The 23,657-nt window shown below is 52.3% G+C and carries 28 protein-coding genes and 1 tRNA gene; 4 read left to right on the top strand and 25 right to left on the bottom strand.

Annotated elements, in window-relative coordinates:
* Positions 1-41: 41 nt before the first annotated feature.
* From olsA to EBB79_RS10375, 3 genes are all read right to left on the bottom strand, one after another.
* Positions 42-863 (bottom strand): lyso-ornithine lipid O-acyltransferase, encoded by an 822-nt coding sequence (olsA, locus tag EBB79_RS10385; RefSeq protein WP_127748825.1) that lies wholly within the window; start codon positions 861-863, stop codon positions 42-44.
* A complete protein-coding gene (gene olsB / locus EBB79_RS10380) occupies positions 860-1,621 on the bottom strand; it encodes an L-ornithine N(alpha)-acyltransferase (RefSeq protein WP_127748824.1) in 762 nt (253 codons plus the stop codon). The genes olsA and olsB overlap by 4 nt, the downstream gene beginning before the upstream one ends.
* Before the next feature lie 129 nt (positions 1,622-1,750).
* The gene (locus EBB79_RS10375; protein ID WP_127748823.1) at positions 1,751-1,933 is read right to left on the bottom strand and encodes a DUF3553 domain-containing protein; all 183 of its coding nucleotides are present in this window, start codon (positions 1,931-1,933) and stop codon (positions 1,751-1,753) included.
* A 29-nt stretch (positions 1,934-1,962) separates the two neighbouring features.
* Here EBB79_RS10375 and EBB79_RS10370 point away from each other — a divergent pair, with 29 nt between their 5' ends.
* Positions 1,963-2,559, top strand: coding sequence for a histidine phosphotransferase family protein (locus tag EBB79_RS10370; RefSeq protein ID WP_127748822.1), 597 nt, complete (start codon positions 1,963-1,965; stop codon positions 2,557-2,559).
* A gap of 58 nt (positions 2,560-2,617) precedes the next feature.
* On the opposite strand, the gene EBB79_RS10365 is transcribed toward EBB79_RS10370, so the two are convergent.
* The 7 genes from EBB79_RS10365 to EBB79_RS10335 form a co-directional block, all read right to left on the bottom strand.
* Positions 2,618-3,883, bottom strand: coding sequence for a glutamate-5-semialdehyde dehydrogenase (locus EBB79_RS10365; protein WP_127748821.1), 1,266 nt, complete (start codon positions 3,881-3,883; stop codon positions 2,618-2,620).
* A gap of 75 nt (positions 3,884-3,958) precedes the next feature.
* Complete coding sequence (gene proB, locus EBB79_RS10360; protein WP_127748820.1) at positions 3,959-5,065, bottom strand: glutamate 5-kinase; 1,107 nt, start codon at positions 5,063-5,065, stop codon at positions 3,959-3,961.
* Positions 5,053-6,087 carry a GTPase ObgE gene (obgE, locus tag EBB79_RS10355; protein ID WP_127748819.1) on the bottom strand — a complete coding sequence of 345 codons (1,035 nt, stop codon included), beginning with the start codon at positions 6,085-6,087 and terminating at the stop codon, positions 5,053-5,055. The genes proB and obgE overlap by 13 nt, the downstream gene beginning before the upstream one ends.
* Before the next feature lie 128 nt (positions 6,088-6,215).
* A complete protein-coding gene (locus tag EBB79_RS10350) occupies positions 6,216-6,752 on the bottom strand; it encodes a GNAT family N-acetyltransferase (RefSeq protein WP_127748818.1) in 537 nt (178 codons plus the stop codon).
* A gap of 160 nt (positions 6,753-6,912) precedes the next feature.
* On the bottom strand, positions 6,913-7,182 hold the full coding sequence (gene rpmA, locus EBB79_RS10345) for a 50S ribosomal protein L27 (protein WP_127748817.1): 270 nt from the start codon (positions 7,180-7,182) through the stop codon (positions 6,913-6,915).
* Between the two features lie 11 nt (positions 7,183-7,193).
* Entirely contained in the window at positions 7,194-7,766 is a 573-nt protein-coding gene (locus EBB79_RS10340) for a 50S ribosomal protein L21 (RefSeq protein ID WP_127748816.1), read from the bottom strand.
* A 220-nt stretch (positions 7,767-7,986) separates the two neighbouring features.
* A complete protein-coding gene (locus EBB79_RS10335; protein WP_127748815.1) occupies positions 7,987-8,838 on the bottom strand; it encodes a DUF2059 domain-containing protein in 852 nt (283 codons plus the stop codon).
* A gap of 123 nt (positions 8,839-8,961) precedes the next feature.
* Here EBB79_RS10335 and EBB79_RS10330 point away from each other — a divergent pair.
* Positions 8,962-9,051 (top strand) — tRNA-Ser (locus tag EBB79_RS10330).
* Between the two features lie 260 nt (positions 9,052-9,311).
* On the opposite strand, the gene EBB79_RS10325 is transcribed toward EBB79_RS10330, so the two are convergent.
* Both EBB79_RS10325 and EBB79_RS10320 read right to left on the bottom strand, forming a co-directional pair.
* Complete coding sequence (locus EBB79_RS10325; protein WP_127748814.1) at positions 9,312-10,031, bottom strand: hypothetical protein; 720 nt, start codon at positions 10,029-10,031, stop codon at positions 9,312-9,314.
* Positions 10,032-10,136: 105 nt separating this feature from the next.
* On the bottom strand, positions 10,137-11,000 hold the full coding sequence (locus EBB79_RS10320; RefSeq protein WP_127748813.1) for an SDR family oxidoreductase: 864 nt from the start codon (positions 10,998-11,000) through the stop codon (positions 10,137-10,139).
* A 157-nt stretch (positions 11,001-11,157) separates the two neighbouring features.
* On the opposite strand from EBB79_RS10320, the gene EBB79_RS10315 reads away from it, so the two are divergent.
* A complete protein-coding gene (locus EBB79_RS10315; protein WP_164860785.1) occupies positions 11,158-12,057 on the top strand; it encodes a LysR family transcriptional regulator in 900 nt (299 codons plus the stop codon).
* 393 nt (positions 12,058-12,450) lie between these two features.
* Here EBB79_RS10315 and EBB79_RS10310 read toward each other — a convergent pair whose 3' ends face one another.
* The 9 genes from EBB79_RS10310 to EBB79_RS10275 form a co-directional block, all read right to left on the bottom strand.
* Positions 12,451-12,969: an ABC transporter ATP-binding protein gene (locus EBB79_RS10310; RefSeq protein WP_238705055.1), complete on the bottom strand. Its 519-nt coding sequence runs from the start codon at positions 12,967-12,969 to the stop codon at positions 12,451-12,453.
* A complete protein-coding gene (locus tag EBB79_RS25625) occupies positions 12,966-13,109 on the bottom strand; it encodes an iron chelate uptake ABC transporter family permease subunit (protein WP_420850404.1) in 144 nt (47 codons plus the stop codon). Before EBB79_RS25625 ends, EBB79_RS10310 begins: the two co-directional genes overlap by 4 nt.
* A 23-nt stretch (positions 13,110-13,132) precedes the next feature.
* A complete protein-coding gene (locus EBB79_RS25245; RefSeq protein WP_274594842.1) occupies positions 13,133-13,921 on the bottom strand; it encodes a FecCD family ABC transporter permease in 789 nt (262 codons plus the stop codon).
* Positions 13,839-14,192, bottom strand: coding sequence for an iron chelate uptake ABC transporter family permease subunit (locus EBB79_RS25240; protein ID WP_127748809.1), 354 nt, complete (start codon positions 14,190-14,192; stop codon positions 13,839-13,841). Before EBB79_RS25240 ends, EBB79_RS25245 begins: the two co-directional genes overlap by 83 nt.
* 235 nt (positions 14,193-14,427) lie before the next feature.
* A complete protein-coding gene (locus tag EBB79_RS24840) occupies positions 14,428-14,682 on the bottom strand; it encodes a TroA family protein (protein WP_238705054.1) in 255 nt (84 codons plus the stop codon).
* A gap of 50 nt (positions 14,683-14,732) precedes the next feature.
* Positions 14,733-15,020, bottom strand: a complete 288-nt coding sequence (locus EBB79_RS24835) for an ABC transporter substrate-binding protein (RefSeq protein WP_238705053.1) — start codon at positions 15,018-15,020, stop codon at positions 14,733-14,735.
* A 469-nt stretch (positions 15,021-15,489) separates the two neighbouring features.
* A complete protein-coding gene (locus EBB79_RS10285) occupies positions 15,490-16,545 on the bottom strand; it encodes a cupin domain-containing protein (protein ID WP_127748808.1) in 1,056 nt (351 codons plus the stop codon).
* The gene (gene pdxA / locus EBB79_RS10280) at positions 16,545-17,546 is read right to left on the bottom strand and encodes a 4-hydroxythreonine-4-phosphate dehydrogenase PdxA (protein ID WP_127748807.1); all 1,002 of its coding nucleotides are present in this window, start codon (positions 17,544-17,546) and stop codon (positions 16,545-16,547) included. The genes EBB79_RS10285 and pdxA overlap by 1 nt, the downstream gene beginning before the upstream one ends.
* On the bottom strand, positions 17,546-18,268 hold the full coding sequence (locus EBB79_RS10275; RefSeq protein ID WP_238705077.1) for a nucleotide-binding domain containing protein: 723 nt from the start codon (positions 18,266-18,268) through the stop codon (positions 17,546-17,548). Before EBB79_RS10275 ends, pdxA begins: the two co-directional genes overlap by 1 nt.
* Before the next feature lie 145 nt (positions 18,269-18,413).
* Here EBB79_RS10275 and EBB79_RS10270 point away from each other — a divergent pair, with 145 nt between their 5' ends.
* Positions 18,414-19,289, top strand: coding sequence for a LysR family transcriptional regulator (locus tag EBB79_RS10270; RefSeq protein ID WP_127748805.1), 876 nt, complete (start codon positions 18,414-18,416; stop codon positions 19,287-19,289).
* A gap of 367 nt (positions 19,290-19,656) precedes the next feature.
* Here the strand turns inward: EBB79_RS10270 and EBB79_RS10265 are convergent, their stop codons facing one another.
* The 4 genes from EBB79_RS10265 to sufC all read right to left on the bottom strand — a co-directional run bounded on the left by EBB79_RS10265 (position 19,657) and on the right by sufC (position 23,516).
* A complete protein-coding gene (locus EBB79_RS10265) occupies positions 19,657-20,877 on the bottom strand; it encodes a cysteine desulfurase (RefSeq protein ID WP_127748804.1) in 1,221 nt (406 codons plus the stop codon).
* Positions 20,878-20,994: 117 nt separating this feature from the next.
* Complete coding sequence (locus EBB79_RS24830; RefSeq protein ID WP_127748803.1) at positions 20,995-21,480, bottom strand: YIP1 family protein; 486 nt, start codon at positions 21,478-21,480, stop codon at positions 20,995-20,997.
* On the bottom strand, positions 21,480-22,760 hold the full coding sequence (gene sufD, locus EBB79_RS10255) for a Fe-S cluster assembly protein SufD (protein ID WP_127748802.1): 1,281 nt from the start codon (positions 22,758-22,760) through the stop codon (positions 21,480-21,482). Before sufD ends, EBB79_RS24830 begins: the two co-directional genes overlap by 1 nt.
* Complete coding sequence (sufC, locus tag EBB79_RS10250) at positions 22,761-23,516, bottom strand: Fe-S cluster assembly ATPase SufC (RefSeq protein ID WP_127748801.1); 756 nt, start codon at positions 23,514-23,516, stop codon at positions 22,761-22,763. It lies immediately after the preceding gene.
* Positions 23,517-23,657 lie beyond the last annotated feature (141 nt).

The following is a 23,657-nucleotide window of genomic DNA, read 5'->3' as shown; positions in this document are numbered from 1 at the left end:
GTTCATAGATGGTGCAAGTGCAAATGACGACCTCTGTTCATTCACCCTTTATCATGCCCCCTACGTACCTGATCCTCACAGTATGCCGCTAGAACCTTACGGTTTTCAAAGTCTGACACAGAGACCGGAGGGTGGTAAATAAGTTCGACTGAACCTTGATGCACAGTGGCCAATATCTTGAGCAAATGTGGAGCAAAATCCATGTCTCCCCACCATCCATAATACCTGTTTGGTTCCCCTTTGGGCGGGTGGTACACAACAGACACCGGCTGCACAGACATAAAGTCACGTAAGTGTTCACTAAAGAACGCCGCAAAAAGTGTTGTTTTAAAGGGTAAAACTCGCAATCCGTCAGTCGAGGTTCCCTCGGGGAAAAATACGAGTTTATGATCCGCTTTAAGGCGCTGTTCAAAAAGCAATGTTTGCTCGCGAGCCTTCTTTGGATTTCGCTCGATAAACACAGTGCCGGTCGCCTTGGCCAGCCAGCCAATTCCTGGCCATTTTGCGACCTCTGCCTTTGAGACAAAGTAGATACGCTTGCGAGCATTGAGTGCGAAAATATCCAACCAAGACGAGTGGTTGGCGACGACAGCTCCACGTTCCTGCATAAGGTCACCGGTTGTCCGAAAGCCAATGCCCATGACACGAAACGCATTGCGACATACAAATTGGGTGACGTAAGGAGTGATGGGGCGATGCAGCCCGCACATTGGTCGTTCAAATAGACGCAAAGTGAGCAGGATCAAAAGTCCGCCAAAAACCAACACCCCCAAAACCAAGCATCGCAAACTAATCAGTGCCCAGCCAAGTCCCGAAATGTGAATCGGATCAGGTTCAATTTCGCTCTGCCAACTGGTGCTCATCGGTGCCCTCGCCCGCCTGAATATATACGTCTTTGCCGATGGTTTATTTTCTCTGTATCAAGGATGAGAAAGACGTCGGTGGTGTTAAAGTCATAATCGATAAAGGCGCCGTCTCCAACACATCCGCCAAGACGCAAATAGGCCTTAATCAACGCTGGTGTGTCGATCATAGCCTGACGTCGATCCAGTGCATTTTGTGGTATTAGGTCCATCGACTGATAGGTCTTGGCACGCACGCGCAACTCGGTTGGTGCAAGATGGTTTTGTCGCAGTATCGAAAGGGAGTTTGCCAAAGCCAAAGGGTTTGTCCCGTGAAAACTGGCCACACCGAACAGGATTTCTATACTGTGATATGCGATATATTCTGACAGTCCCGACCATAAATGAAACATCGCAGCACCTCCGCGATAGTCGGGATGGAGGCAAGTTCTCCCTAATTCCAACAGTTTGCGACCCGAAGCTCTGAGTTTGGTCAGATCGTACTCATCTTCTGAATAGAAACTTCCGGCTGCGACGGCCTGATCCTCCCGTAACAACCGGTAAACACCGACCACAACTCCATTGGAGTTATCCTTAATTATCATGTGGTCGCCGTAGGAATCGAAATCGTCACTTTCCAAGCCGGCATAGTGGTCGACTAGGTTTCCATTTCCCCCAAGTTCCTGAACAAAAACTTGATAACGTAGCGCTTGCGCGGCTTGCAAATCCTCGCGGGTTTCAGCGATTTTTACGGTAAAGGCAGGGCCTTGGTCTGGCATGATAAACAGCTAACACATTTCAAAGTCGGGCTTAGATAGACCAGATTGCGATCAACAAGCAACATTGCGATGAATAAGCAACAATTTAAGCAAAACTTACCTAAATCGTTAACTCTTCATCAACCGTTATCACGGATCAAATACTGGTGTCAGAGCAATGCGGGATCCGTCGATCACCAGCTTGCCTTGGTCACGGAAATTTACGGAGATTTTACCGCCGATATTTGATTGCACTTGCCCCACTCCCCATTCGGGATGATCTGGGTGCTGGACAAACATACCGGGCGATAAAATCGCATTGAGGTCGGTCATAAGGGATTGGCCCAATTCGGAGGAAAGACATGGGTATAGATAACGTCAATTTGGCGGCTTTGATAGGGTCAAGGATCTGCCACGATTTGATCAGCCCAGTGGGCGCCATTAACAATGGCCTCGAATTACTCGAGATGTCTGGCGACCTTGCCGGTCCTGAACTGGAACTTATCTCTGACAGCGTTGGCAATGCCAATGCACGCATTCGGTTTTTTAGAGTGGCCTTTGGCAGTGCTGGAAATCAACAACTCAGCCGAGCTGAAACCGTTGCGATCTTGGAAGACATGAGCAAAGGAGCCCGGCTACAGTTTCAGTGGTCTCCGCTGGAAGCCTGCAACAGACAAGAAGTCCGTCTTTCGTTTTTGGCCTTACAGTGCCTTGAGACAGCCATGCCCTATGGCGGTACTGCTAAAGTTTTTTATGCGGATGGAAAATGGACCGTGATTGGTGAAGCACCAAAGATAAACGTTGATGATGATCTCTGGGCGCGGATCAGTGGTGGTCAATCCAGTTCTACAATCACCCCAGCGTTGGTGCAATTTGCCATGTTGCCTGAAATGGCAAAGAGTATGGATCGCACTGTACGGGTCGAACAAAGCTTGGACAAAATCACTATCAATTTTTGATCATGTAAGCCTAAATTTGCAGAGCGTCAGTCCCCCATGGGCCGACGCTCTATTGGTTTCAGCTCCGAACAGTTCCGTTGCCTCGGACCAAGTATTTGAAACTGGTCAATTGTGCCGCTCCCACCGGGCCACGCGCATGCATCTTACCGGTTGCAATACCAATCTCTGCCCCCATGCCAAACTCACCACCATCTGCAAACTGTGTTGATGCATTATGCATCAGGATAGCACTATCAAGCTCGGTGAAAAACGTCTGAACCGCATCCTGGTCTTCTGTGATGATACAGTCAGTATGCTGCGAATGATGCCGACGAATATGTGCGATCGCATCATCGATACTGTCCACACGTTTGGCCGCGATGATCATGTCAAGATACTCACAACCCCAGTCGGCCTCGGTTGCTGTCACCATGTTATCTGGACCAGGTAGGCCTTTTTCTGCACGGACTTCTACGCCTGCGGTCATCAAGGCCGACAAGATGTCCTTACCCAGGGATTCAGCGACATCGCTGTGGATCAACAGACATTCGGCAGCTCCACAAATGCCGGTTCGACGAGTCTTGGCGTTCAGCACGATTTCCAGTGCCTTTTTCACATCAGCGGCCTTATCTATGTAAATATGCACGATACCTTCAAGGTGTGCAAAAACCGGGACACGCGCTTCACGCTGGACCAGCCCGACTAGGCCTTTACCGCCGCGCGGTACAATAACGTCGACATAATTGGTCATCGTCAGCAATTGTTGAACGGCTGCTCGGTCACGGGTGGGAACCAGTTGAATAGCATCCAGCGGCAGTCCGGCCATATTGAGTCCGGCAACCAGACAGTCCTGTATAGCCTGACTAGAATGAAAGCTCTCTGAACCACCGCGCAGGATCACCGCATTGCCTGACTTCAAACACAGGGCTCCCGCATCAGCCGTAACATTCGGGCGGCTTTCATAGATCACCCCAATGACTCCCAGCGGAGTGCGAACCCGTTGGATGTTGAGCCCTGACGGCTGGTCCCATTCTTCCAGAACCTGGCCAACCGGATCATCTTGCCCAGCAACCGCCCGTAAGCCGTCGACGATGCTTTGAATGCGGGGTTCATCCAACATGAGGCGATCCATCATCGCGTCGGACAAGCCTTTGGAGCGGCCGAAATCCAGATCGCGTAGGTTCGCGGCGATAATCTCGTTCCGTCGTGCCCAAACAGCATCGGCAGCTGCCATCAGTGCGGTATGTTTGTCTTCACCCGAAGCAGTAGCCAAAATTTGCGAAGCCGCTTTTGCACGCGCGCCAATACTGGCCATGAGTTCGGGGATATTTTCAATGTCGTTCATCAGTTTCAAATCTTTCCCAATTTGGGCGCCAGAGTTCGTCGACCCCGGCGGAGGCATTTTTACCAAGAAAAAGAGTCAGAGTGCCATATCATCCCGGTGGATCAAGGCCGCGCGGCCAGGATAGCCAAGCGTATTCTCGATCTGGTGCGACTGGAGACCCGAAATTGCCCGAGCTTCAGCGCCAGTGTACCGGCTAAGTCCCTGACCCAGCTTATGCCCGGATGGGCTAACAATGGCCAGCGGCTCACCGCGGCCAAAATTGCCCTCCACTTGAGTGACCCCTGCAGGAAGCAGACTGTTACCGGATTTCAAAGCTTTCGCCGCACCAACATCAATTGTTATTTCGCCGCGCGGTTTCATGGCCGCAATCCAACGTTTGCGTGCCGTTTGGGGATCAGTATGTGCTGAAAACCAAGTGCAAGGTGATCCATTCTCTAGTACTTTCAATGGGTTCAAATGGGAACCTTCAGCAATCACCATGGCACAACCCGCGGCAGTTGCTACTTTGGCAGCCATCAATTTTGTGATCATTCCACCTTTGGAAAGTCCTGAGACACCATCGCCAGCCATGGATTCGATTTCCGGAGTGATCTGGGCAATCCTGTCATAGCGGATCGCTTTTGGGTCCAACGCAGGATTGGCACTGTAAAACCCATCAACATCTGACAATAGAACCAGGCAATCAGCTCCAATAGTCACGGCAACCTGAGCTGCCAGTCGATCATTGTCACCGTAGCGAATTTCGTCAGTTGCAATGGTGTCGTTTTCGTTGACAATCGGAACCACGCCAAAACCCAATAATGTTTCCAGCGTCGCGCGCGAATTCAAATACCGGCGGCGATTTTCGCTGTCTTCCAGTGTTACAAGAACCTGTGCGGTTTTAATTCCGTGAGGAACCAGTGCTTCTTCATATGCCCGTGCAAGCCTGATCTGTCCTACGGCTGCCGCTGCTTGGGACTGTTCGAGAGGGAGATCGGAACTTGAAAGGCACAACACGCCACGACCCAAAGCGATAGAGCCAGACGATACAAGAATGACGTCAATCTGTTGTGCCCGCAGCCATGCGACGTCTTCAGCAAGAGCCCGCAGCCACTTGGTACGCAAGGCACTATTGCCGCGATCGACCAGCAACGCGGAACCAATTTTGACAACAATGCGTTTTGCGCTGCTTAGGGACTCCAAGACTCCGCCTCCTCAGCGGGTTTCGACCGAATGCGGTCATCTTCAATTTCCGCTTTTACCGCACGCAAAACTTCGGGCAAACCTTCACGGCTGACACCCGACATCATTAGAACGGAGCCACCGACTGCCGCTTCCAGTTCTGCCTGGGCCTCTGCACGCTCTTCGTCGTCAAGAGCGTCGATCTTGTTCAGCGCGGTTACCCGGTTTTTGGTTGCAAGCTCGCCGCCGTAGGCCTCCAATTCGCCGATGATAGTGCGGTAATCTTCAGCAATAGTATCAGATGTGCCGTCAACCAGATGCAGCAGAACCGAACACCGTTCGACATGGCCCAAAAACCGGTCACCGATACCGCGACCCTCATGGGCCCCTGCAATCAAGCCAGGAATGTCAGCAATAACAAATTCAGCATTATCAACGCCAACCACGCCGAGGTTCGGGTGCAATGTGGTGAAAGGGTAGTCCGCAATCTTTGGACGTGCGTTAGAGCTGGCCGCCAAAAAAGTAGACTTGCCGGCGTTCGGCAGGCCCAGAAGACCGGAATCGGCAATCAACTTAAGCTTTAGCCAAATGGTCCGCTCAACGCCTTCCTGACCTGGGTTGGCGCGACGGGGGGCCTGGTTAGTTGCACTCTTGAAGTGCAGGTTACCAAAGCCACCATTGCCGCCTTTGGCCAATTGGATGCGTTGCCCAACTTCGGTCAAATCAGCAATGACTGTTTCTTGGTCTTCGTCCAAAATCTCGGTGCCGACGGGTACCCGTAAAACGATGTCATCACCATCTTTACCGGTGCGCTGCTGGCCCATCCCGCTTTGGCCGCTTTTTGCGAAAAAATGCTGCTGATAGCGAAAATCAATCAGCGTGTTCAATCCATCGACCACCTCGACCCAGACGGTTCCCCCCTTGCCGCCATCGCCGCCATTGGGACCGCCATATTCTGCATTCTTCTCACGCCGAAAGCTGATACAGCCGTTGCCGCCGCCACCGGATCGGATATAGACCTTTGCCAGATCGAGGAATTTCATGACTGCTCCTTTTCACACGGTCCAAGTCACTGACCCAAGCGTGATAGTATCGAATGATCCATGGCAGGGGCAATTTTATCCCCGCCTCGCTTAACGCTTGCCTTAACGCATCATGAGCGGCGCGCCAATCACAGTTTTCTGCTGTATGTCCAAGTTGGCACGGCTGCATTGCGCGAAACCGAAAATGTTTCAGCGTCACCCAGATATTCAAAGCCGCAATGTGTCAACACCCGCGCCGAGGCAGGATTGTCCTGAAAGACAGAGGCAAACATAGCTGCGTTGTTCAACGGGTTTGCGTCAACCAGCGCCTTTAGTGCTTCGGAAGCAAGTCCCGTATTCCAAAACACAGGTGCGATCCAGAATCCTGCTTCTGACTGGTTGCGATCCATTCGCTTCAAACCAATCACACCCTTAAGTTCAGCACCACCATCACGGGTTCCATCGATCGCCCAAACATCTTCGTCGCGCTCTTCCGCCAGCGCACGTCCTATGTAAGCTTCAGTTGCGCCAGGTGGCAGCGGATGAGGTATGGAACTGGTCATACGTGCCACACGTTCATCACTGGTATATTGCACAAGCAACCCGGCATCCGATTTCCTGAGAGGACGCAAGACAAATCGCTCTGTTTCGATGAGCGGTTGTATAGGTGTTTGATCCAGGCTCATGCAGATATTCCTTATTCACTCGGTACTCGTTCTACAGACAACCTTGCCAGGTTGGCTTAGATCGGGACTACAGATATAGTCATGTGGTCTGCACCAAAACAGAAAGAGGGACCGGCTTATCACCGATCCCCCAAATATTTATTAACCTTGTGGGTTCGGTTTATTCAGCGGCCTCCGCCACTGGGAGAACCGAAATAAAGGTGCGGCCTTTCAGGCCTTTGTGGAAGGTAACAGCGCCTTCGACAACAGCAAAGATCGTGTGATCTTTACCCATGCCTACGCCTTCGCCCGGCCAAAATTTGGTCCCGCGCTGACGAACGATGATGTTACCTGAAGTGGCTGCTTGGCCACCATATAGTTTCACGCCTAGGCGGCGACCAGCAGAGTCGCGGCCGTTACGGGAGGAACCACCAGCTTTTTTATGTGCCATTCTGTCTCTCCTTAGCCTTTAGCCAGCTCTGCAGCCTGTGCAACCCACTCGGGTTTCACTTTGACCGCCTCGATACCAGCAATGTCGTCTGCCGACAAGGCTGCGATCTGAGCAAAACTGGTCAGGCCAGCGTCGTTCAGTTTTGTAGCTGCGGCCGGGCCAACACCAGTCAATTGTGTCAGATCATCGGATGCAGCAACTGCGGGTGCATTTGCCTTAGCTGCCGAAGCGTCTTTGCCCGTTGCAACTTTAACACCGGATGCGTCAGCACCAGAAGCCATGATCTCAGTGATCCGGACCAATGTCAGTTTCTGACGGTGACCTTTGGTGCGCTTAGAAGAGTGCTTACGACGGCGCTTGACGAAATGGATCAGCTTTTCGCCTTTGATCTGGTCGATGACCTCGGCCTGCACAGCAGCGCCTTCAATAAAGGGTGCACCCACAACTGGAGCGTCGCCGCCCAGCATCAGGATGTCGTTGAACTGAATTGTTTCGCCAGCATCAGCAGCCAATTTTTCAATGCGGAGGATATCACCCGCTTGAACTTTGTACTGCTTGCCGCCAGTCTTGAGGACCGCAAACATGCGTCATTCCTTTTTTAACCGCGTTCTGTGGTCCCCTCAACGGGCGTTTTGGCCTATGCCACCTCGAACTGCGCGTCCCGTTGGGGACCGATTACATAATGAACCCGGCACAGAACAGATTCCGAGCCGGGATGCGGGCTTATGCGGCAGTTGCGTGACCCTGTCAAGTCCCGCAACAGGAACGGCGAAAGGGACCTGCATTCCCTGCCCTGCTGCTGTCCTAGATATCCTGGCCCATGGCCAGTTCAGATAGCCGGGACGCCAGCAATTCGAACCGGTTTGCGGTAATCTCATACTGTACCGCATTCAGCAATTCATAGACAGATTGCATCAAGGGATGTTCCAGGGCTTCGACATAGGCCAGTAAATCCCGATCCGTAAATGCCTGATAGGTATAAGCTGAACCAGCCAGTGCTGACGCTTGTAATGCAAGGCGTAAATCACCTTCCTGTTCCTTTAATAGGGCTTCTAAGCCATCTACGCCCAACTCCAACTCAATGACACCAGCATCCCGAGCCGCCATAAGGAAACGAAGTTGGATCTGCTGTACCGCCTTAACGCCGGTATTTGAGGAGTCAATTGCGGTTCCCATACGCTTTAAAATGGCCAGCCGTTTAGACCCCTCGCGCACCAACTCTGAGATAATTCGTGTTCCTGCCCGTTGGACGACATCATCTTCTTCGATCATGTGGGCTGCATTTTCAGCCACAACCAACCGCTGCCCTAAATCACTTGCATAAAAGGCCGAGGCATGGGCCAGCGCCTCTTCATCCAATGTTTTCGACAGAATTTGCAATGCAAGATCGTGCATCACGTTTGTATCAAATACCTGGTTTGACAAGCGGCTCCAGGCAGTCCCGAAATCGCCCGGCTCTAAGCCCAGCATGTCTGGTGCACTGCCAGCCGACAGCGCAATACTGTCTAATGCGACATCAAACCCAGTAACCTCCAGGAAGGTTTCGATCCGATCACGATCTGCCGCAGATACACTTTTCGGAACTAAAAGGGACGCAAGAACAAGGACTAGCAGGCCACGCATCACGAATACGGGAAAGGGGAGAAAATATTTCATACCACAATACCTAAGCGATTTATGGATACAGGCAATGGAAAACAGACTTTCTTGACCGAACTGTGAAAACCCTCTTGCACAGCCTCAAGAACCGCCTTAAATGCAGCCTCACCAGACCCCCGCGGAGAGGTGCCGGAGTGGTCGAACGGGGCGGTCTCGAAAACCGTTGAGCCTTCACGGGTTCCCAGGGTTCGAATCCCTGTCTCTCCGCCATTTTCCCAGTGTCTAACGTCAGACAATCTTGTCTCCCCTAATGTTTGGCTCAGTGAGTAAGCGGGGACGTTAGGAAAACGGTGAAATTTATGACGTTATTGGGCCACCTAACTCCCTGATTGCTTGAGCATAGGCTCCTTCAGGATGCCGCGTGCAATGGGCTCTAGGAAGCGATCTCCATCAAATGCCATTTGAATGGTCCGCGCATGCCGGATATTGAGATCAGCTGTCTGAGGTAAAGGTATTACAGCGCCTTAATGCTAACTAAACTGATGGGAGAATGTCTGGACAAGATCAGTTTTGGCGGTGTTCAAGAGAGGGGTGCCGTGTGAGGGTAACAGATGCCTAAAGGGCAGTTTGGAGACCTTTTCAAATTCTGCAGGGGCCGGTGCACAATGACGCTTCCACTCTGGGCCGATATTAGCAGGACGGATAAATCCGCCCTTCGTCATGGCGTTGGCAGCGGCCTCGCTGAAAAACTCATCCACTTCACTCCAGTTCTGAAGGCTGTCCGCTGCGATAACTACGCCGTCCTCGCGATTCAGCACGAACATTGCTTCAGGCATTTTTGAGCTCTCATATACGAACAAAGACAGATCTCTGGTTGGCATGTCCCCGCCTGCCTTAAGTATGTGGTCAGTACTCAAGCCTCCTTTGTGCTCCATCCCTGCCAGCGCCCACAGTTTGGCGCCATAGCGATCCACATAAAACGGATTATCCAAGCCGTTGTGGGCACCCAAGTGATACGAACCAAGTTTGACGATATTTTCGACCCGGCCCAAGACGTCCAGCCCTTTCAACCCGGCCTCACTCAGGCGAACCGGGCTGATGAGCGTCAGGATGTCTCCATCCCGAAGAATAGTCATGCTGCGGCTGATCCTGAAACCAGGCATCATGTCGACACTTCCAGTCACAAAGAAGACATCTGAAAAAACTTCGCTGATTTCACCATGCGGAGTTTGAGATGGAAATCGGGTCATTTCTGTTATTCCTTCTCATGGGAACTACCCCCCAATGATACACCGCGCCACTCCCAAATCTATTTAGGCGGCGCGGAATATTTTTGTTTAACTTAAGCCGAATAGTTACATCACCGGGGCGAAATCCGCTGCAAACTTTTCGATATCTGTCGCCTTTTCTCCGGTGATTTTCTCGTAGTCGCTGGTTGCCGGTTGATCCTCTCCCTCGGACCAGCGCTTGAACAAGGTCATGACCGTTTGAACAACCATTTCAGGTGTACCATAGGCTTCAAGTCCGGCTTTCTGATCTTCGTAGGATAGATTCACGTAGCTGATTTCCTTGCCGAGGGGCTTTGAGAAAGCCTTGGCAACATCATCAAAACTGATCGGCTGTGGACCCGTGATAACGTGAATTTTGCCGTTGAACGCGTCCGAAGTCAGTCCAGCCAGCGCTGCCTTGGCAATGTCACGCGCATCCACCATGGGAATTCGAGAGTCACCCATGTATTGCGCAAACATGCCCTGATCCTTCATGAAGGTCGCGTGCATTTGTGGGATATTCTGCATGAAATAATGTGGTCTTAGAATGACATAGTCCAACCCACTCGCCACCAGATAGTCATCAACCTCAGAATGCTGTTCATACATCGGAAGGCCCTTGCTATAGTTGGCAGGCTCAGCCGACAGCCGCACAATTTTGTGCACATCTGCGGATTTGGCGCGATCAATGAGCCCTTTGTGCAAGTCTGACATGACTGGCGACGGCGCGCTCAGAAGGAACACCGTGTCGACGTTTTCCAAAGCGGCCTCAACGCTTGGCCAATCTCCCAGTTCTGCACGAACAAAGGGGACACCTGCCGCCGCCATTTTAGTCTCATTTTCCTCGTTTCGCACCATGACGCGGTAACTTTGGTCGCCGTCCTTCAATAGATCGACCAACGGGGTGCCAATGTTTCCGGTGCCGCCGATGATAAGGATTTGATTTTTCATTTTCAGAACTCCTGGGTGCCCTCATCTGGGGCAGCGTTGCGTCTAAATTTGGAATACCGGGTGCAACTGCGGTGTGGAACTGGCTATAGTTGCAATGTTTCGTTCCGTTTTTGCACCATGCGTAATGAATCGCATTCCAAGAATGAGAGAGGCCCTGATGAAAGTTTTTGAATGGGATGACCTGCGATTTTTTCTGGCAGTGCTACGTGGACGGTCAGTGCGTGCTGCTTCCAAGCAGTTGGGTGTCAGCCACTCAACTGTGTCGCGTCGGTTGCAAGCAATGGAGGATCAACTGAACATCAAACTGTTTACGCGTCAGCCCGATGGTTTCGTTCTGACCGATGTAGGGGAAGCACTTGTCGAACGTGCAGAGCGGGTAGAAAGTGAAATACTGAGTATGGAGCGCGAGGTGTTTGGCCGGGATGCACGCCTTGCAGGGGTGGTGCGAATATCAACGCCTCCGCTGTTGGCACAAGATCTGCTGATGCCTATTCTGGCAGAGTTTACGACGCTTTATCCGCAGATTGAAATTGAGGTCGATGCAACCTTTGAGGTGGCCGACTTGCGACGGAGAAACGCCGATATTGCCATCCGGTTTCAGGTGCAACCTGATGACGGTCTGGTCGCCCACCGGCTGCCGGATTTTGCCAATACAGTCTATGCGACCCAGGACTATGTCGAAGCGAATAGCTTTATTGGCGAAAACCCAACCGCCGAGTGGATTGCATTGGGTGGCAAAGATGTATTGGCCCACTGGCGTGAAGACTCGCCGATGTCCAACTGCAAGGTGACACATGTAATCTCAGACATGCAGGCGCAACAAAGTGCGATCAGTGCTGGAATGGGCTTTGGCTATCTAAACTGCTTTGCTGCCGATCCCGACCCGACATTGGTACGCATCTCTGAACCCAGAGCTGCGCACGCCTTGCCGACCTGGGCTTTAACCCACCCAGACCTGGTCGCAACCGAGCGGGTGCGAGTTTGTGTCCGCTTTCTTGTTGCTGCGATATTCTATCGTGAACACGAAATAAGCGGGAAAGTTTCAGGTCAATTGTGAGTGAGTTCTTGTGAAAGCTCCTAAACTGGCTGCTACTCTGTGCCATTACGCCCTTAAATACTTCTCGAACGGCGAAACTATCAGACATGGAATTAGAAGTATCCAGAACCTTGCGGGGGCTTATTTCTGTCCTAAAAGTTGGGAAGACATAACCGGGCTCATCATAGGCGTTCCACTTACAGGATCTGAGATAACCTTGGCTCGGAGGTCATAGATTTGGCCCAGCATTGCTGACCTCACCACATCGGCGGGATTGCCCTGCACTTGAATTGCACCGTCCCGCATAACAACCAGATTATCCGCAAAATGTGCAGCTTGAGCGAAGTCGTGTAACACTACGACGCAGGTCTTACCCGCGCGCTGCAACCCAGACAATAAGTCCAAGGTTTCGAATTAATGGTGAATATCAAGAAATGATGTGGGCTCATCAAACAGCAAATACGGGGTATCTTGAGCCAAACACATTGCGATGAAAGCTCGCTGGCGCTGACCACCTGAGAGTTCCGCCAACGGACGTTTACGCAGACCCGCGAGCGAGGTAATGTGAAGTGCATTTTCGACAGCGTCGCGATCGGCCTGACTGCGCAAACCCAACAGGTTTTGATGTGGTGCGCGGCCGTAGTTGACCAACGGCTCCCCAGATATCGTCGGCGGCACTACTGAGTTTTGCGGCAAAAACGTCACCAATCGGGCGATCTCTTTTGTCTTGGCGGTCTTTATGTTGCTCCCCCCAATGTGGATGGTGCCTTGATGTGCCTGTAGGACGCGGGCCATCGTGTTAAGCAATTTTGATTTCCCGCAGCCATTTGGGCCGATAAGAGCAGTAAAGCTCCCTTTGGCAATAGTCAGGGAGATGTCACACAGCTTGAAGCCGTTGTTGCCAGCGCTGACCTGATTGAGTTCAATACTCATGAATGTTTTGCTTTGCCCGAGGTTGTCAGAATGAAGATGAAAAACGGTGCGCCGAACATCGCGGTCAGAATACCAGCTGAGATTTCAGTCGGTGGTACCAGCGTCCCAACAGTTGCGTCCGCCAGGACCACCAGCAACATGCCCGTCAAAGTGGCGCACGGTATTAGGATACGGTGATGTCCCCTCCCATCAGGCTGCGTGCGATTTGCGGTGCCATCAACCCGACGAAACCAAGCACTCCAACGACGCTTACTGATACCGAGGCCAGCAGAACCGCCAGAACCATCAACATAAAACGCTCGACGCGCACATTCATGCCCAGGCCAGTTGCATGAGCGTCCCCAAGGCGGATCAAATCCAGCCGGAAGCTTAGGGTGACGCTGGCCACGCCCAACAGCGGCAGGACATGCCAGACCATTCCTACATGGGCCCAACCACGCGCCCACAGAGATCCCGTTAGCCAAACCAGCGGCGTTGAAAAAGTGAACGTGGGTGATGTAACCAGGATGTAGTTCACACCCGCATCACACAACTGCCCGACGGCAATACCGATCAGGACCAATCGGGCTGGCGACACCTTGCCAAATTCGGCTCCCAGATAGATCAGACTGGCCGCAAGGCAGCCGCCCATGACTGCTGCAACAGGCAGATATGTGATGGACAGATTGGGAAACATTATCACCATCAAGTACACGGCAAGTGCGGCGCCTGAATTGATACCGATGATTTTCGGGCTGGCCAGAGGATTTCGCAATAGCGCCTGAACAATGGTTCCGGATATCGCAAGGCATCCGCCGTTCAACAAGACCAACAAAGTCAACAGTCCTGCAACCAGCGCACTGGCGACGGCAAACGCTCCTACTGCAGCGTCAAGCATTGTGAAAGAAAATCGAATCAAAACCATTCCCAAGGCAGCACCTTGATTGGCGCCAAAAATTGAGTGTGATGCCAATGGGTTTCTTGTGATTGCCTGCAAAAACCAAACCAGTAATGGCGAGGTTCATCCCGGTAAGAATTACCGCAACTGTCCGTGGCAACCGGATGTCAAACATAATGGACTGAGCAAATGTTGCTGGCTCGGCCCTAAACACGCCTAACAGCGCGTTCAGCCCAACATCATTTCGCCCTCCTGTCGCCAGGGACGCAGCAGTGCCACCGACGAACAGAAGAGCGAAAATAGAAGTGGCGAACGCAAAGCGCTTAAGCCATTCGCCACGTTCCATTTTAGTTGTCTTCGAGCATTTTCTTGATGAATTCCAGCATATCTTGCGCCGTCATTTCAGCTGCAAGCATCCCACGTAACTTGGACAAGCTATGCGCGGAGATCTCGTACATTTTACCATTTTTTCGGCACTCAGCTCTTCATACAGCGCATCCCCTGCACAGCTATCCGTAAATGCAGGCTGCACGTATTTCTCCAGGATCAACAACAGACAATTGTTCCAGCGTTGTAGGAACTTAATTGGTTTGATAAACGCTGCCCTCAGTCGGAGCCATGTTGGAGTTGAAGCCGAACATCTTCAACAAGGATCCATTGTAAGAAACTGGGCTGTGCAACCAAAGCCCATTGGCATTGGTGACCCCAAATTGCGCAACGACCCCGTTACCGGTGGTCTTGATCTCATCTACATAGGCGGCCATTGTTGCCTTATTGGCCTTAACGCGTGCGTCCATTTCGGCCTGCTTGCCAAGGGCCTGTCTGATAACTGACATATGTACCATCGACGCGTGATAATCACCGCCCAGACTGTCCAGACCAATGGTCAGGTAATTTCAGACAGTGTGTCATAGGCTGCTGCGTGGCGCGTTTTATCGGCTATGATCAGGTCTCGCTGCAACGAAGCAATGATCTCAAGGCTGGGTGTTTTAGGGGTTCCAACCGAGACCCAATCATCGCCAGTAACGTCAGAATAAGCCGGAAAGACTCCAACTCGTTTATTGTCGTCAGCGATGCCAACCGGTGCGACACCAACCGAAGCCAAAGCATCAATGAAACTAAACTCAAGAACACCCACACGCTGTGGCGCATCCGAAACTGTAGTTGAGCCCATTTCATGAGCAACTTCACCGCCGGAAACCCAGAATGGGAAAGTGAAAACAAGACCGCTAAATACGGATAACAGGGACCTTCTTGACAGCATCGGGCCGTTCTTTTTGAAAAAGAAAAAGTTGGCTATTCGCCATGCGGACCCGTCGCTGATTGCCGCTTATGGTACTTGACTTTTTTAGTCAAAAAATGTGCCGCACCTTGAACAACAAATGGATCTGCTTCACGAAATACTAAAAAGGTATTTTCTCATTTTTGCGTAACATCCTCTTGGGCCGGCCCCTTTTCCTTCCGCCATCCGGATGTCGACTACGAGGCTTCATGTAAGACTGCAATCAAAGCCTGATGCTTGCGAACCGATCTTAGGCGAAGCAGTATTCTCGGGTCTCGGGTCTCGGGTCTCGGGTCTCGGGTCTCGGTGCGCATGCTTTCATGTTCTGGCTGTATTAGTCTGGTCGATTCGCTACCACACATTAGACTTTCGCCAGATCGGTTGCCCGACGTGGGTCGTCTGCGTTCCCGGTGTTCACCGTCGTATCTGGTTCAAGCAGTAGGACCTCGCAGGTGCCCCCCAACGCCACCGGGCAATGCTCCACCCCATGCGGAACAATGATGAACTCACCTTCGTCTACCACCTCATCCCGGTCACGGAATTTCATCAACAGCTGCCCTTTGTGGACAAGGAACATCTCGTCTTCCGTTTCATGGTGATGCCAGACGAACTCACCTTCGAACTTGGCCAGTTTGACCGCCATATTGTTGACCCTTCCGGCGAGGCGCGGGCTCCAGGTTTGCGTGAATGAGGCAAATGCTTTTTCGAGGTTCTTGGGACCGTGCGGAGACACGTGTTTGTTTACCCCAGCCACGTCCCGTTGGATCGAACGTAATTGGGTTTCCAACACTGGGCTGTCGGCTGGGTAGTCGCCATCAAGCGCCGCGGTGCCGATGGTGAAACCAGCAGCACCAGAACGGCGGACGATTTCGATGCGCTCACGCGAACCGATCGAGCCGGCCATGATCACCGGCTTTTTCACCGCTGCACAGACAGCCGCCATCAGCCCAGTAACATTTTCGGTTGAGCGATAGGCCAGCAAATCAAGTCCGTGCACACCCTCTCGCCCAGCCAATTCCACCGCACTGTCGACCACTTCGTCGATGCTACCCGCGAGCACGCTGGGGTGGCCCTCGATCTGGCCTGGAAACGGGAAATACTGAATGTCGGTGCCCGCCAGAACAGTCAGAACCGCATCCACATTCGTGCCGCCCAGTAGGATATCGACACCGATCTCCGCAGCGGCTTTGGCTGAGGCAATCTCGCTTTCCTTGTCCAGGGAAACCACTTCAAGATAGCTGGTGGCTCCACCGGCCTTGATTGCCGCATTCAGATCCTTCAACCGTTCAAAAGGAAGGCCCACATCCTTGAAGCCAATGTGATGCACACCTGCAGCAAGCGCTGTTTTCAGATGCTGTTCTGCGTCCTCAACCGTCTTGTCATTGCGGGTGAGCATGAAGATAAAACGAAGTCCCATCAGGCTATTCCTTTACTTTGGGCAGATACCAGTTTGCTGGCATAACTCATGGCGGTCAGAAGGCTGGCGGCATCGGCCTTGCCGGTTCCGGCAATGTCGAATGCGGTGCCATGATCGGGGCTGGTGCGAACGAAGGGCAGACCAAGGGTGATGTTCACCCCTTTCTCCAGTCCCATGTATTTGACGGGGATCAGCCCCTGATCGTGGTATTGCGCCACGACAATATCGAACTGACCTTGGCGCGCCATCATGAATACCGTATCGCCAGGCCAGGGTCCGGAGGCGTTGATCCCCTCAGCCTGAGCGGCCTTGATTGCAGGCGCGATAATCTCAATCTCTTCCCGGCCAAACAGCCCACCTTCCCCGGCATGCGGGTTAAGGCCTGCAACTGCCACACGCGGATTGTCGTATCCCAAGGCTGTGGCACCCTCATGAGTCAGCCGGATTGCCGTCATCTGCGCCTCGAAACTACCGCCCTTGATGGCGTCCGAAAGCGAGCAGTGAATGGTCACGAGGACGGTGCGGATCTCGTCATTCCCAAGCAGCATTGCCACGCGCTCTGCCCCGCTAAAATCGGCCAGCATTTCAGTGTGCCCGGGATATGAAATCCCGGCTTGAGACAATGCCTCCTTATGGATTGGGGCTGTGACGATACCTGACACCTGCCCTTCCAGCGCACAAGCGATGGCCAGCTGGATGGCAGAAAAGGCGGCATCTCCACTTGTTGCCTGGATCTGTCCTATTGCGGGAAGTTCGGTCAGATTGCCACTGCTCACAACCTCAATCACGCCAGGCGTGAAACGAGCGTCTTGCACACAGCGCAACGAGCGCACATCGCAATCGGCCCCAACAATTCCGACAGCCCGTTCCATCACACTCGGACAGCCGAACACCAAGGCGCGGACTCCTGGCTGCTCGACCAGCGCCATTACGACGATCTCTGGCCCAATCCCGGACGGGTCGCCCATAGTGATGGCCAGGGGTTTAACTTGCTCTGTCATCAAATAGCCTTCCCTTTCCTGGTGCACGGCACATCGACCGCATGCAACAATGTTGTGTCCACGCCAAAGCCACCGGCCTTCATTCCAAGCGTTAACAAGCTCCCATTTGGCAGCGTGGCTATCGCGAGCGGAAAACCATGCTCAAGTTCGCCGACCAGGGAAAACTGGCAAATTCCAAGCAAGTTCAGCGCGGCTTCCATCTTGTCCCCACCTGTAGCGATCACGGTGTCACATTCCCCAAAATGATCCATGGCTTGCTCCACCAGATCCGAAAGAGATTGTGCAGGCGCGGTGACCCGATCCTTTGGTATCATCAGGTATGTGGTGTGGGGATGCTGCATTACCTGTGTCAATTGCCGACGGCTGACCGGATTGGCACTGCCGACGACGATCAGGATCGAGTTGCACATTCGGATTGCAAGTTTATCAGAGCGCGCTTGCGCAAACCGATTGGCCAATGCAATTGCCACTCCCGGGGAGCCAACCCAAAGTGTATCTTCAACGTCTTCTACTGCAGCCACCTTCTGGTTCAGTTCCTTCTGCGTAACCGCATCTAGAATGGTCACATCCGCGCTCGCGTAAGGCAGGAGATCTGCGTTCCGCGATGTTGTTGCAGGATGGACAAGATCATCAGCATAGGAGGACTGGCACACGGGAACGCCGTTCACATGCTGAACTCCGCCGGCGGTAATGCGCCCGGCCTCAGGACAGGCAGGCGCCATCACAATTCGTTTTCGCCCGCTGGCACGAAAAGCTGTCCAATCTGAAGGATATGTCGATGCGTGTATTTCATATGGTGAACATAGCAAACGTGTAACCTTTATAAATCTATTTGTTCTGACCGAAATTGGTGATAATTTATCACGTATGAAGCGATCTGAGATCCCCTCCCTCGATGACCTACGCGCCTTTGAGGCCGTTGCAAGACTTGGCTCTGTGCGGGCGGCCGCCGACGAATTAGCCTTGACGCATGGGGCAATCAGCAGACGCGTTACTAAGCTATCACGCGATCTGGATATTCGCTTGGTAACCCCTGATGGGCGTGGCATTGCCATGACTCCGGAGGGAGAGCTTTTATCCGACGCCACCTCCAAGGCCCTCGCTTTGATCGGTGAAACGTTGACCTCGATCCGTCTTCAAAAAGTAAATGCTCCGATTGTGCTTTCCTGTGAACGATCTGTCGCCATGCGGTGGCTGATCCCCAGGCTGAGCCAGTTTCAGGATGCACACCCTGATATCCCGGTCCATTTGTCTGTAGGTGGTGGTACGCTCAATTTCGCTCGGGATGGCGTGACATTGGCTGTGCGCCGCCTGGATTTTCCTATTGATCCCGACTGGCAGATCATCCCGTTGTTTGACGAGGAAATCGGTGCCGTGATGACTCCGGAGATGATTGGCGCATTCCAAGCTGGGAACTATATCGGACTGGGCAGCAAAACCAGGCCGAATGCGTGGTCGACCTGGTTGGATCAAATCCCGAACGCGCCCAAACCTGCTGAAATTAGATTGTTCGACCACCATTTCTTGCTGGCAGAAGCTGCTGCGGGTGGCCTTGGCGTCGCAGTTTGCCCACAAATCGTGGCCTGTGATGATCTCGAAAGGGGGCGCCTGATTGCGCCGCTTGGGTTTGTTGATGATGGATCAACCTATGGGCTGATACATCCACGGCATTCAGAATTGAGTGAGGAGATAGGAAGCTTGGTGCAATGGATCTGCAGTGCCTTCGCATCCGTCGGAGCGTAGTTACCGCTCTCCAATCTATCCGATTGTTGCTGAGTGTTCTGGCAAACAAAAGCAAATTCATTGCCAGTATTAATCATGCCGTTCGCAGCCCGAAACCGAACACTGGTTCATTACACAAGGAAACACCGCTCACTGCATTATTTGAGTGCGAAATCAGCGCACCTAAATCACCCGACTTTGATACTTTTGCCTGCTTTCTATGACGATAGCGCCTAATCCGCTGTTAGAAATTCCCAATTTTGCAGATGTTTTTCTTGAACTTGAGTTCGTCAGATAGAACTTCAACAATACTTGTCTATGTAAATTACTTTTGAAAGCAATTAGTAATGACGCCAAAACTGGCGCCATTACTTTTACGCCGCAATGATCATGAAAATAGATCATGTGCCAATTCAAGAGAGTCGATGAGTGTGTCGATTTCTCCAGTAGTGTTATACAGCCCGAAGGACGCCCTGCAGGTTGCAGTTACTCCTAAATGCTCCATGAGCGGTCCGGCGCAATGATGACCTGCCCGTACTGCGACGCCGCGCTTATCAAGGATTGTTGAGATGTCATGCGAATGGGCAGCCCCGTCCATAGTGAAGCTAAATATAGCTGCCTTTCCAGAAGCTTGCCCTTGTATATTGAACCAATTCAATCCGGCGAACCGGCTCTCTGCATAGTCACGAAGGCTGGCTTCATGGGAGGCAATATTTTCCATTCCCAAGCCCATCATGTACTCCAACGCCACACCGAATCCGATAGTTTGGACAATACCAGGCGTGCCGGCTTCGAATTTCATAGGCGGATCATTATACAAAACGTGGTCTTTGCTGACCTCTTTAATCATGTCCCCACCACCAAGGAACGGGCGCATCTCTGCCATACGCTCAGGCCGGATAAAAATGGCTCCGGAGCCGGAGGGACCATATAACTTATGGCCCGTAATAGCATAGAAATCACAACCTATATCCTGCACATCCACAGGCATGTGAACTGCGCCTTGAGATCCATCAACTAAGACTGGAACTCCCTTGGCATGGGCGCCTTGAGTTATGGATTTGACATCAACGACAGTGCCCAAAACATTCGAACACTGGGTCACAGCAACCAGTTTGGTCTTGGCCCCGATTGCATCAATAACCGCCTGTGGATCCAGAGATCCGTCTGGTTGAACATCCACCCACTTCAGCACGATCCCCTGTCGTTCCCTAAGAAAGTGCCAGGGAACGATATTTGCATGGTGCTCCATCACGCTTAGCACAATTTCGTCTCCGGGTTGGAAACGCGGCATTGCCCAGGCGTAGGCAACCAAATTGATACCCTCAGTGGTGCCGGAATTCAGCACGATAGTGTTCTCATCACCGGCGTTCAGAAAGGTTGAAATAGTGCCCCTAACGGCCTCGTATCTCTCTGTGGAAAGATTAGATAGGTAGTGCAAGCCGCGGTGAACATTGGAGTATTCCTCGGCGTAGGCCCGGGTAATTGCGTCAATGACCACCTTTGGCTTTTGTGCCGATGCTCCATTATCCAGATAAGTCAGCGGTTTGCCATTAACCTCTCGAGAAAGGATCGGAAAATCAGCACGAATTGTGTTTACGTCATACATTGGCAGAATGCCCCAGTGAGAAAGGCCGAGCTAGGCCTCGTAGAAATGACAGCGTAGGCGCAGGATGAGGATTGACCGATGTCAGTGTCATCGTAGCCAGTGACTGCCAGAGAATTATCATTTAGCGATCCAATAGGCTTGAATTAGACCAGAAACCCAAAACCAACAGAAAAGCGCGAACCAGAGCCCTCCGACCAAGGACAATGCGGGACTCGGACCGATAAATCCAGCTGTGAGGCCGTTGAGCAGCATCAGCGGGCTAGCCGCCAAAAATGCCCAAAACAGAGCGAGCCTGGCGCCATAACTGCCCCCCTTACCACCTAAAACACGTGCCACAAGGTAGGTCACCCATGAGAGTGTATATAGAATTAAAGGGGCAATGAAGATCAGGCCAAACAATGCTCCTCCTAGAAGCATGTTCAGATCTTGGCCAGTAAAATGAGCCTCTCGGGCCAACCGGGGCATTTGGGCTGTAAACGCCAGTGCGCAGCCCCCCATAAGGATTGCCAAAGCACGGTCTTCCCGCGGCCCCATGGCCAGGATCCTCGCCACAACGCGGCGCGGTCCCTTATATGTAGCGACTATGTCTGTTGTTACAGGCATCAGAGGCGCCGGATCAGCCAGCTTTCAAGTCGGCTGACAATCGTTTCGACGATATCCGGATTGCCAATTTCGTCGACAGCTTCGGCCAAAAAGGCCAATGTTAAAAGGTTGGTCGCATCTTTGTGAGGCACACCTCGGCTTTGCAAGTAAAACAAAGCCTCTTCATCAATAGCGCCAGAGGTCGACCCATGTGAGCAGGCAACATCGTCAGCATAGATTTCCAGTTCTGGCTTGGCCAAAAACTGGCTGTCATCATCTAGCATCAACGCCTGGCTGATTTGATAACCATCTGTTTTCTGAGCGCTGGCTTTTACCAAGATTTTCCCCTGGAACACGCCAGTAGCCCCATTGCGAAGTACTTTTTTGAAAACCTGTCGGCTTTCGCAGTTCTCGCCAACGTGTGTGATGAACACTGTGTCGTCGTGATGGAAATCGCCATCCCCGACGCAGGCGCCGGCAACATGAACGATGGCATCATCGCCGAGCAATTCAACGACTGTTTCATTACGTGTCAACACACCGTTGACGGTCAGTGTGAAGCATTTGAAAACCGAGTCCTTACCCAAACGTGCGAACAGATGAGTTGCAGCGCGACGTTCATGATCTCGGCCTTGGGCACAGATCATATGCAAAGCGCCTCCGTCAGCGATGTCAATTTCGCTGCACTTATTGAACCGTGCGGCGGCAGGACCGTTTTCAAGCACTGTAGCCTCGGCGCCGGATTCAACCCGAATGACATGGTGTAACATGCCATCCGATTCTTCGGCGTTGTGATTGTAAATGAGATTTATTGGCTTGCTCGGCTTTCCGGTCACCCGGATTGCAACCCCGTCATCGGCAAACGCAGTGTTCAGAGCAGCCAGTGGGCGGAACACAGGATCTTGCCCCCGCGCTTCAAGAACGCCGTACAAGTCTTTGGCCCAATGGATGTCTTGTGTGACCAGATCCGAGAGTCGATCAATCTGGACACCCTCAAGCTTCAGATTATCTGAAGCCTCTACATCAAAAACACCGTCGACAAACACGATTTTCAAGCAGTCGAAATTTTCAAATATCGGCGCTTCGTCGTGAACGAATACGGCGGCCTTTGGTGCCGTACTCTGGACCAGTGTTTCCGGACGGGTGTATTTCCAATACTCGTCCCGGCGACCAGGCAACCCCATGGTTTGAACCCGTGACAAAGCGGCCCGACGTGCCTCGGCCAAACATCCGCCAACCGGCATTGTTAGTTCAGCCAAACGGGCCTCGGTGGCGGTTCGTTTCAGATCAGGCAGAGCCATTTACTCTACCTCAGCCAAGATGTCGGCATAGCCGTTGTTTTCAACTTCTAAAGCCAGCTCTGGTCCGCCGGATTTGATGATGCGGCCATTGGCCATAATATGCACCACATCGGGCTTAATGTGATCCAGCAACCGTTGATAGTGTGTGATCACAAGAAACCCGCGTTTTCCGTCACGCAGCGCATTCACACCTTCGGCAACCAATTTCATAGCATCAACATCCAGCCCGGAATCTGTTTCGTCCAAGATGCACATTTTTGGAGAAAGCATCGCCATCTGTAGGATTTCGTTCCGCTTTTTCTCTCCGCCTGAGAACCCTACGTTGACTGGTCGCTTCAACATGTCAGCGTCAATTTTCAACGATTTGGCTGTGGCACGCACTTCCTTCAGAAATTCAGCCGCGCTCATTTCGTCTTCACCGCGCGCTTTACGTTGCGCATTCACAGCGGTGCGCAAAAAGGTCATGTTGCCAACACCCGGAATTTCAACTGGATATTGGAAAGCCAGAAACAGACCGGCAGCGGCACGTTCTTCGGCCTCTAAATCCAACAAGTCCTGACCATCAAGGGACGCAGTCCCCTCGGTGACAACGTAGCCACCCTTGCCTGACAGCACATAGGACAATGTAGACTTTCCGGATCCGTTTGGCCCCATGATGGCATGCACTTTGCCGGCTTCTACGGTCAAGTCGACGCCCTTGAGGATTTGCTTGTCTTCATCTTCAAGTTGGACGTGCAGGTTATTAATATTCAGCATTTTTCGCTCCTTGTCGCGAATGTTCATTGGGCTTCGGAGCGGGTCCGGACCTGTGGTCGGACCTCAGTATGCACCAAAGCGTTCATCCTTCTTTGGTCAGTTGAACCGACCAGTAAAATTTCCATTGCGCCAGGAAAACCT

It is taken from the genome of Parasedimentitalea marina (assembly GCF_004006175.1).
GTDB lineage: Bacteria > Pseudomonadota > Alphaproteobacteria > Rhodobacterales > Rhodobacteraceae > Parasedimentitalea > Parasedimentitalea marina.
The sequence above is the reverse complement of the archived record's forward strand: the minus strand, read 5'-3'. Positions and strand labels throughout refer to the sequence as shown.

Excerpts from the sequence above, each read along its gene's own strand:
- olsA (WP_127748825.1), bottom strand. The coding sequence starts at position 863 with ATGAGCACCAGTTGGCAGAGCGAAATTGAACCTGATCCGATTCACATT.
- olsB (WP_127748824.1), bottom strand. The coding sequence starts at position 1,621 with ATGCCAGACCAAGGCCCTGCCTTTACCGTAAAAATCGCTGAAACCCGC.
- EBB79_RS10375 (WP_127748823.1), bottom strand. The coding sequence starts at position 1,933 with ATGACCGACCTCAATGCGATTTTATCGCCCGGTATGTTTGTCCAGCAC.
- EBB79_RS10370 (WP_127748822.1), top strand. The coding sequence starts at position 1,963 with ATGGGTATAGATAACGTCAATTTGGCGGCTTTGATAGGGTCAAGGATC.
- EBB79_RS10365 (WP_127748821.1), bottom strand. The coding sequence starts at position 3,883 with ATGAACGACATTGAAAATATCCCCGAACTCATGGCCAGTATTGGCGCG.
- obgE (WP_127748819.1), bottom strand. The coding sequence starts at position 6,087 with ATGAAATTCCTCGATCTGGCAAAGGTCTATATCCGATCCGGTGGCGGC.
- EBB79_RS10350 (WP_127748818.1), bottom strand. The coding sequence starts at position 6,752 with ATGAGCCTGGATCAAACACCTATACAACCGCTCATCGAAACAGAGCGA.
- rpmA (WP_127748817.1), bottom strand. The coding sequence starts at position 7,182 with ATGGCACATAAAAAAGCTGGTGGTTCCTCCCGTAACGGCCGCGACTCT.
- EBB79_RS10340 (WP_127748816.1), bottom strand. The coding sequence starts at position 7,766 with ATGTTTGCGGTCCTCAAGACTGGCGGCAAGCAGTACAAAGTTCAAGCG.
- EBB79_RS10335 (WP_127748815.1), bottom strand. The coding sequence starts at position 8,838 with ATGAAATATTTTCTCCCCTTTCCCGTATTCGTGATGCGTGGCCTGCTA.
- EBB79_RS10325 (WP_127748814.1), bottom strand. The coding sequence starts at position 10,031 with ATGACCCGATTTCCATCTCAAACTCCGCATGGTGAAATCAGCGAAGTT.
- EBB79_RS10320 (WP_127748813.1), bottom strand. The coding sequence starts at position 11,000 with ATGAAAAATCAAATCCTTATCATCGGCGGCACCGGAAACATTGGCACC.
- EBB79_RS10315 (WP_164860785.1), top strand. The coding sequence starts at position 11,158 with ATGAAAGTTTTTGAATGGGATGACCTGCGATTTTTTCTGGCAGTGCTA.
- EBB79_RS10310 (WP_238705055.1), bottom strand. The coding sequence starts at position 12,969 with ATGAGTATTGAACTCAATCAGGTCAGCGCTGGCAACAACGGCTTCAAG.
- EBB79_RS25625 (WP_420850404.1), bottom strand. The coding sequence starts at position 13,109 with ATGTTGCTGGTGGTCCTGGCGGACGCAACTGTTGGGACGCTGGTACCA.
- EBB79_RS25240 (WP_127748809.1), bottom strand. The coding sequence starts at position 14,192 with ATGGAACGTGGCGAATGGCTTAAGCGCTTTGCGTTCGCCACTTCTATT.
- EBB79_RS24840 (WP_238705054.1), bottom strand. The coding sequence starts at position 14,682 with ATGTCAGTTATCAGACAGGCCCTTGGCAAGCAGGCCGAAATGGACGCA.
- EBB79_RS24835 (WP_238705053.1), bottom strand. The coding sequence starts at position 15,020 with ATGGGCTCAACTACAGTTTCGGATGCGCCACAGCGTGTGGGTGTTCTT.
- EBB79_RS10285 (WP_127748808.1), bottom strand. The coding sequence starts at position 16,545 with ATGGGACTTCGTTTTATCTTCATGCTCACCCGCAATGACAAGACGGTT.
- pdxA (WP_127748807.1), bottom strand. The coding sequence starts at position 17,546 with ATGACAGAGCAAGTTAAACCCCTGGCCATCACTATGGGCGACCCGTCC.
- EBB79_RS10275 (WP_238705077.1), bottom strand. The coding sequence starts at position 18,268 with ATGGCGCCTGCCTGTCCTGAGGCCGGGCGCATTACCGCCGGCGGAGTT.
- EBB79_RS10270 (WP_127748805.1), top strand. The coding sequence starts at position 18,414 with ATGAAGCGATCTGAGATCCCCTCCCTCGATGACCTACGCGCCTTTGAG.
- EBB79_RS10265 (WP_127748804.1), bottom strand. The coding sequence starts at position 20,877 with ATGTATGACGTAAACACAATTCGTGCTGATTTTCCGATCCTTTCTCGA.
- EBB79_RS24830 (WP_127748803.1), bottom strand. The coding sequence starts at position 21,480 with ATGCCTGTAACAACAGACATAGTCGCTACATATAAGGGACCGCGCCGC.
- sufD (WP_127748802.1), bottom strand. The coding sequence starts at position 22,760 with ATGGCTCTGCCTGATCTGAAACGAACCGCCACCGAGGCCCGTTTGGCT.
- sufC (WP_127748801.1), bottom strand. The coding sequence starts at position 23,516 with ATGCTGAATATTAATAACCTGCACGTCCAACTTGAAGATGAAGACAAG.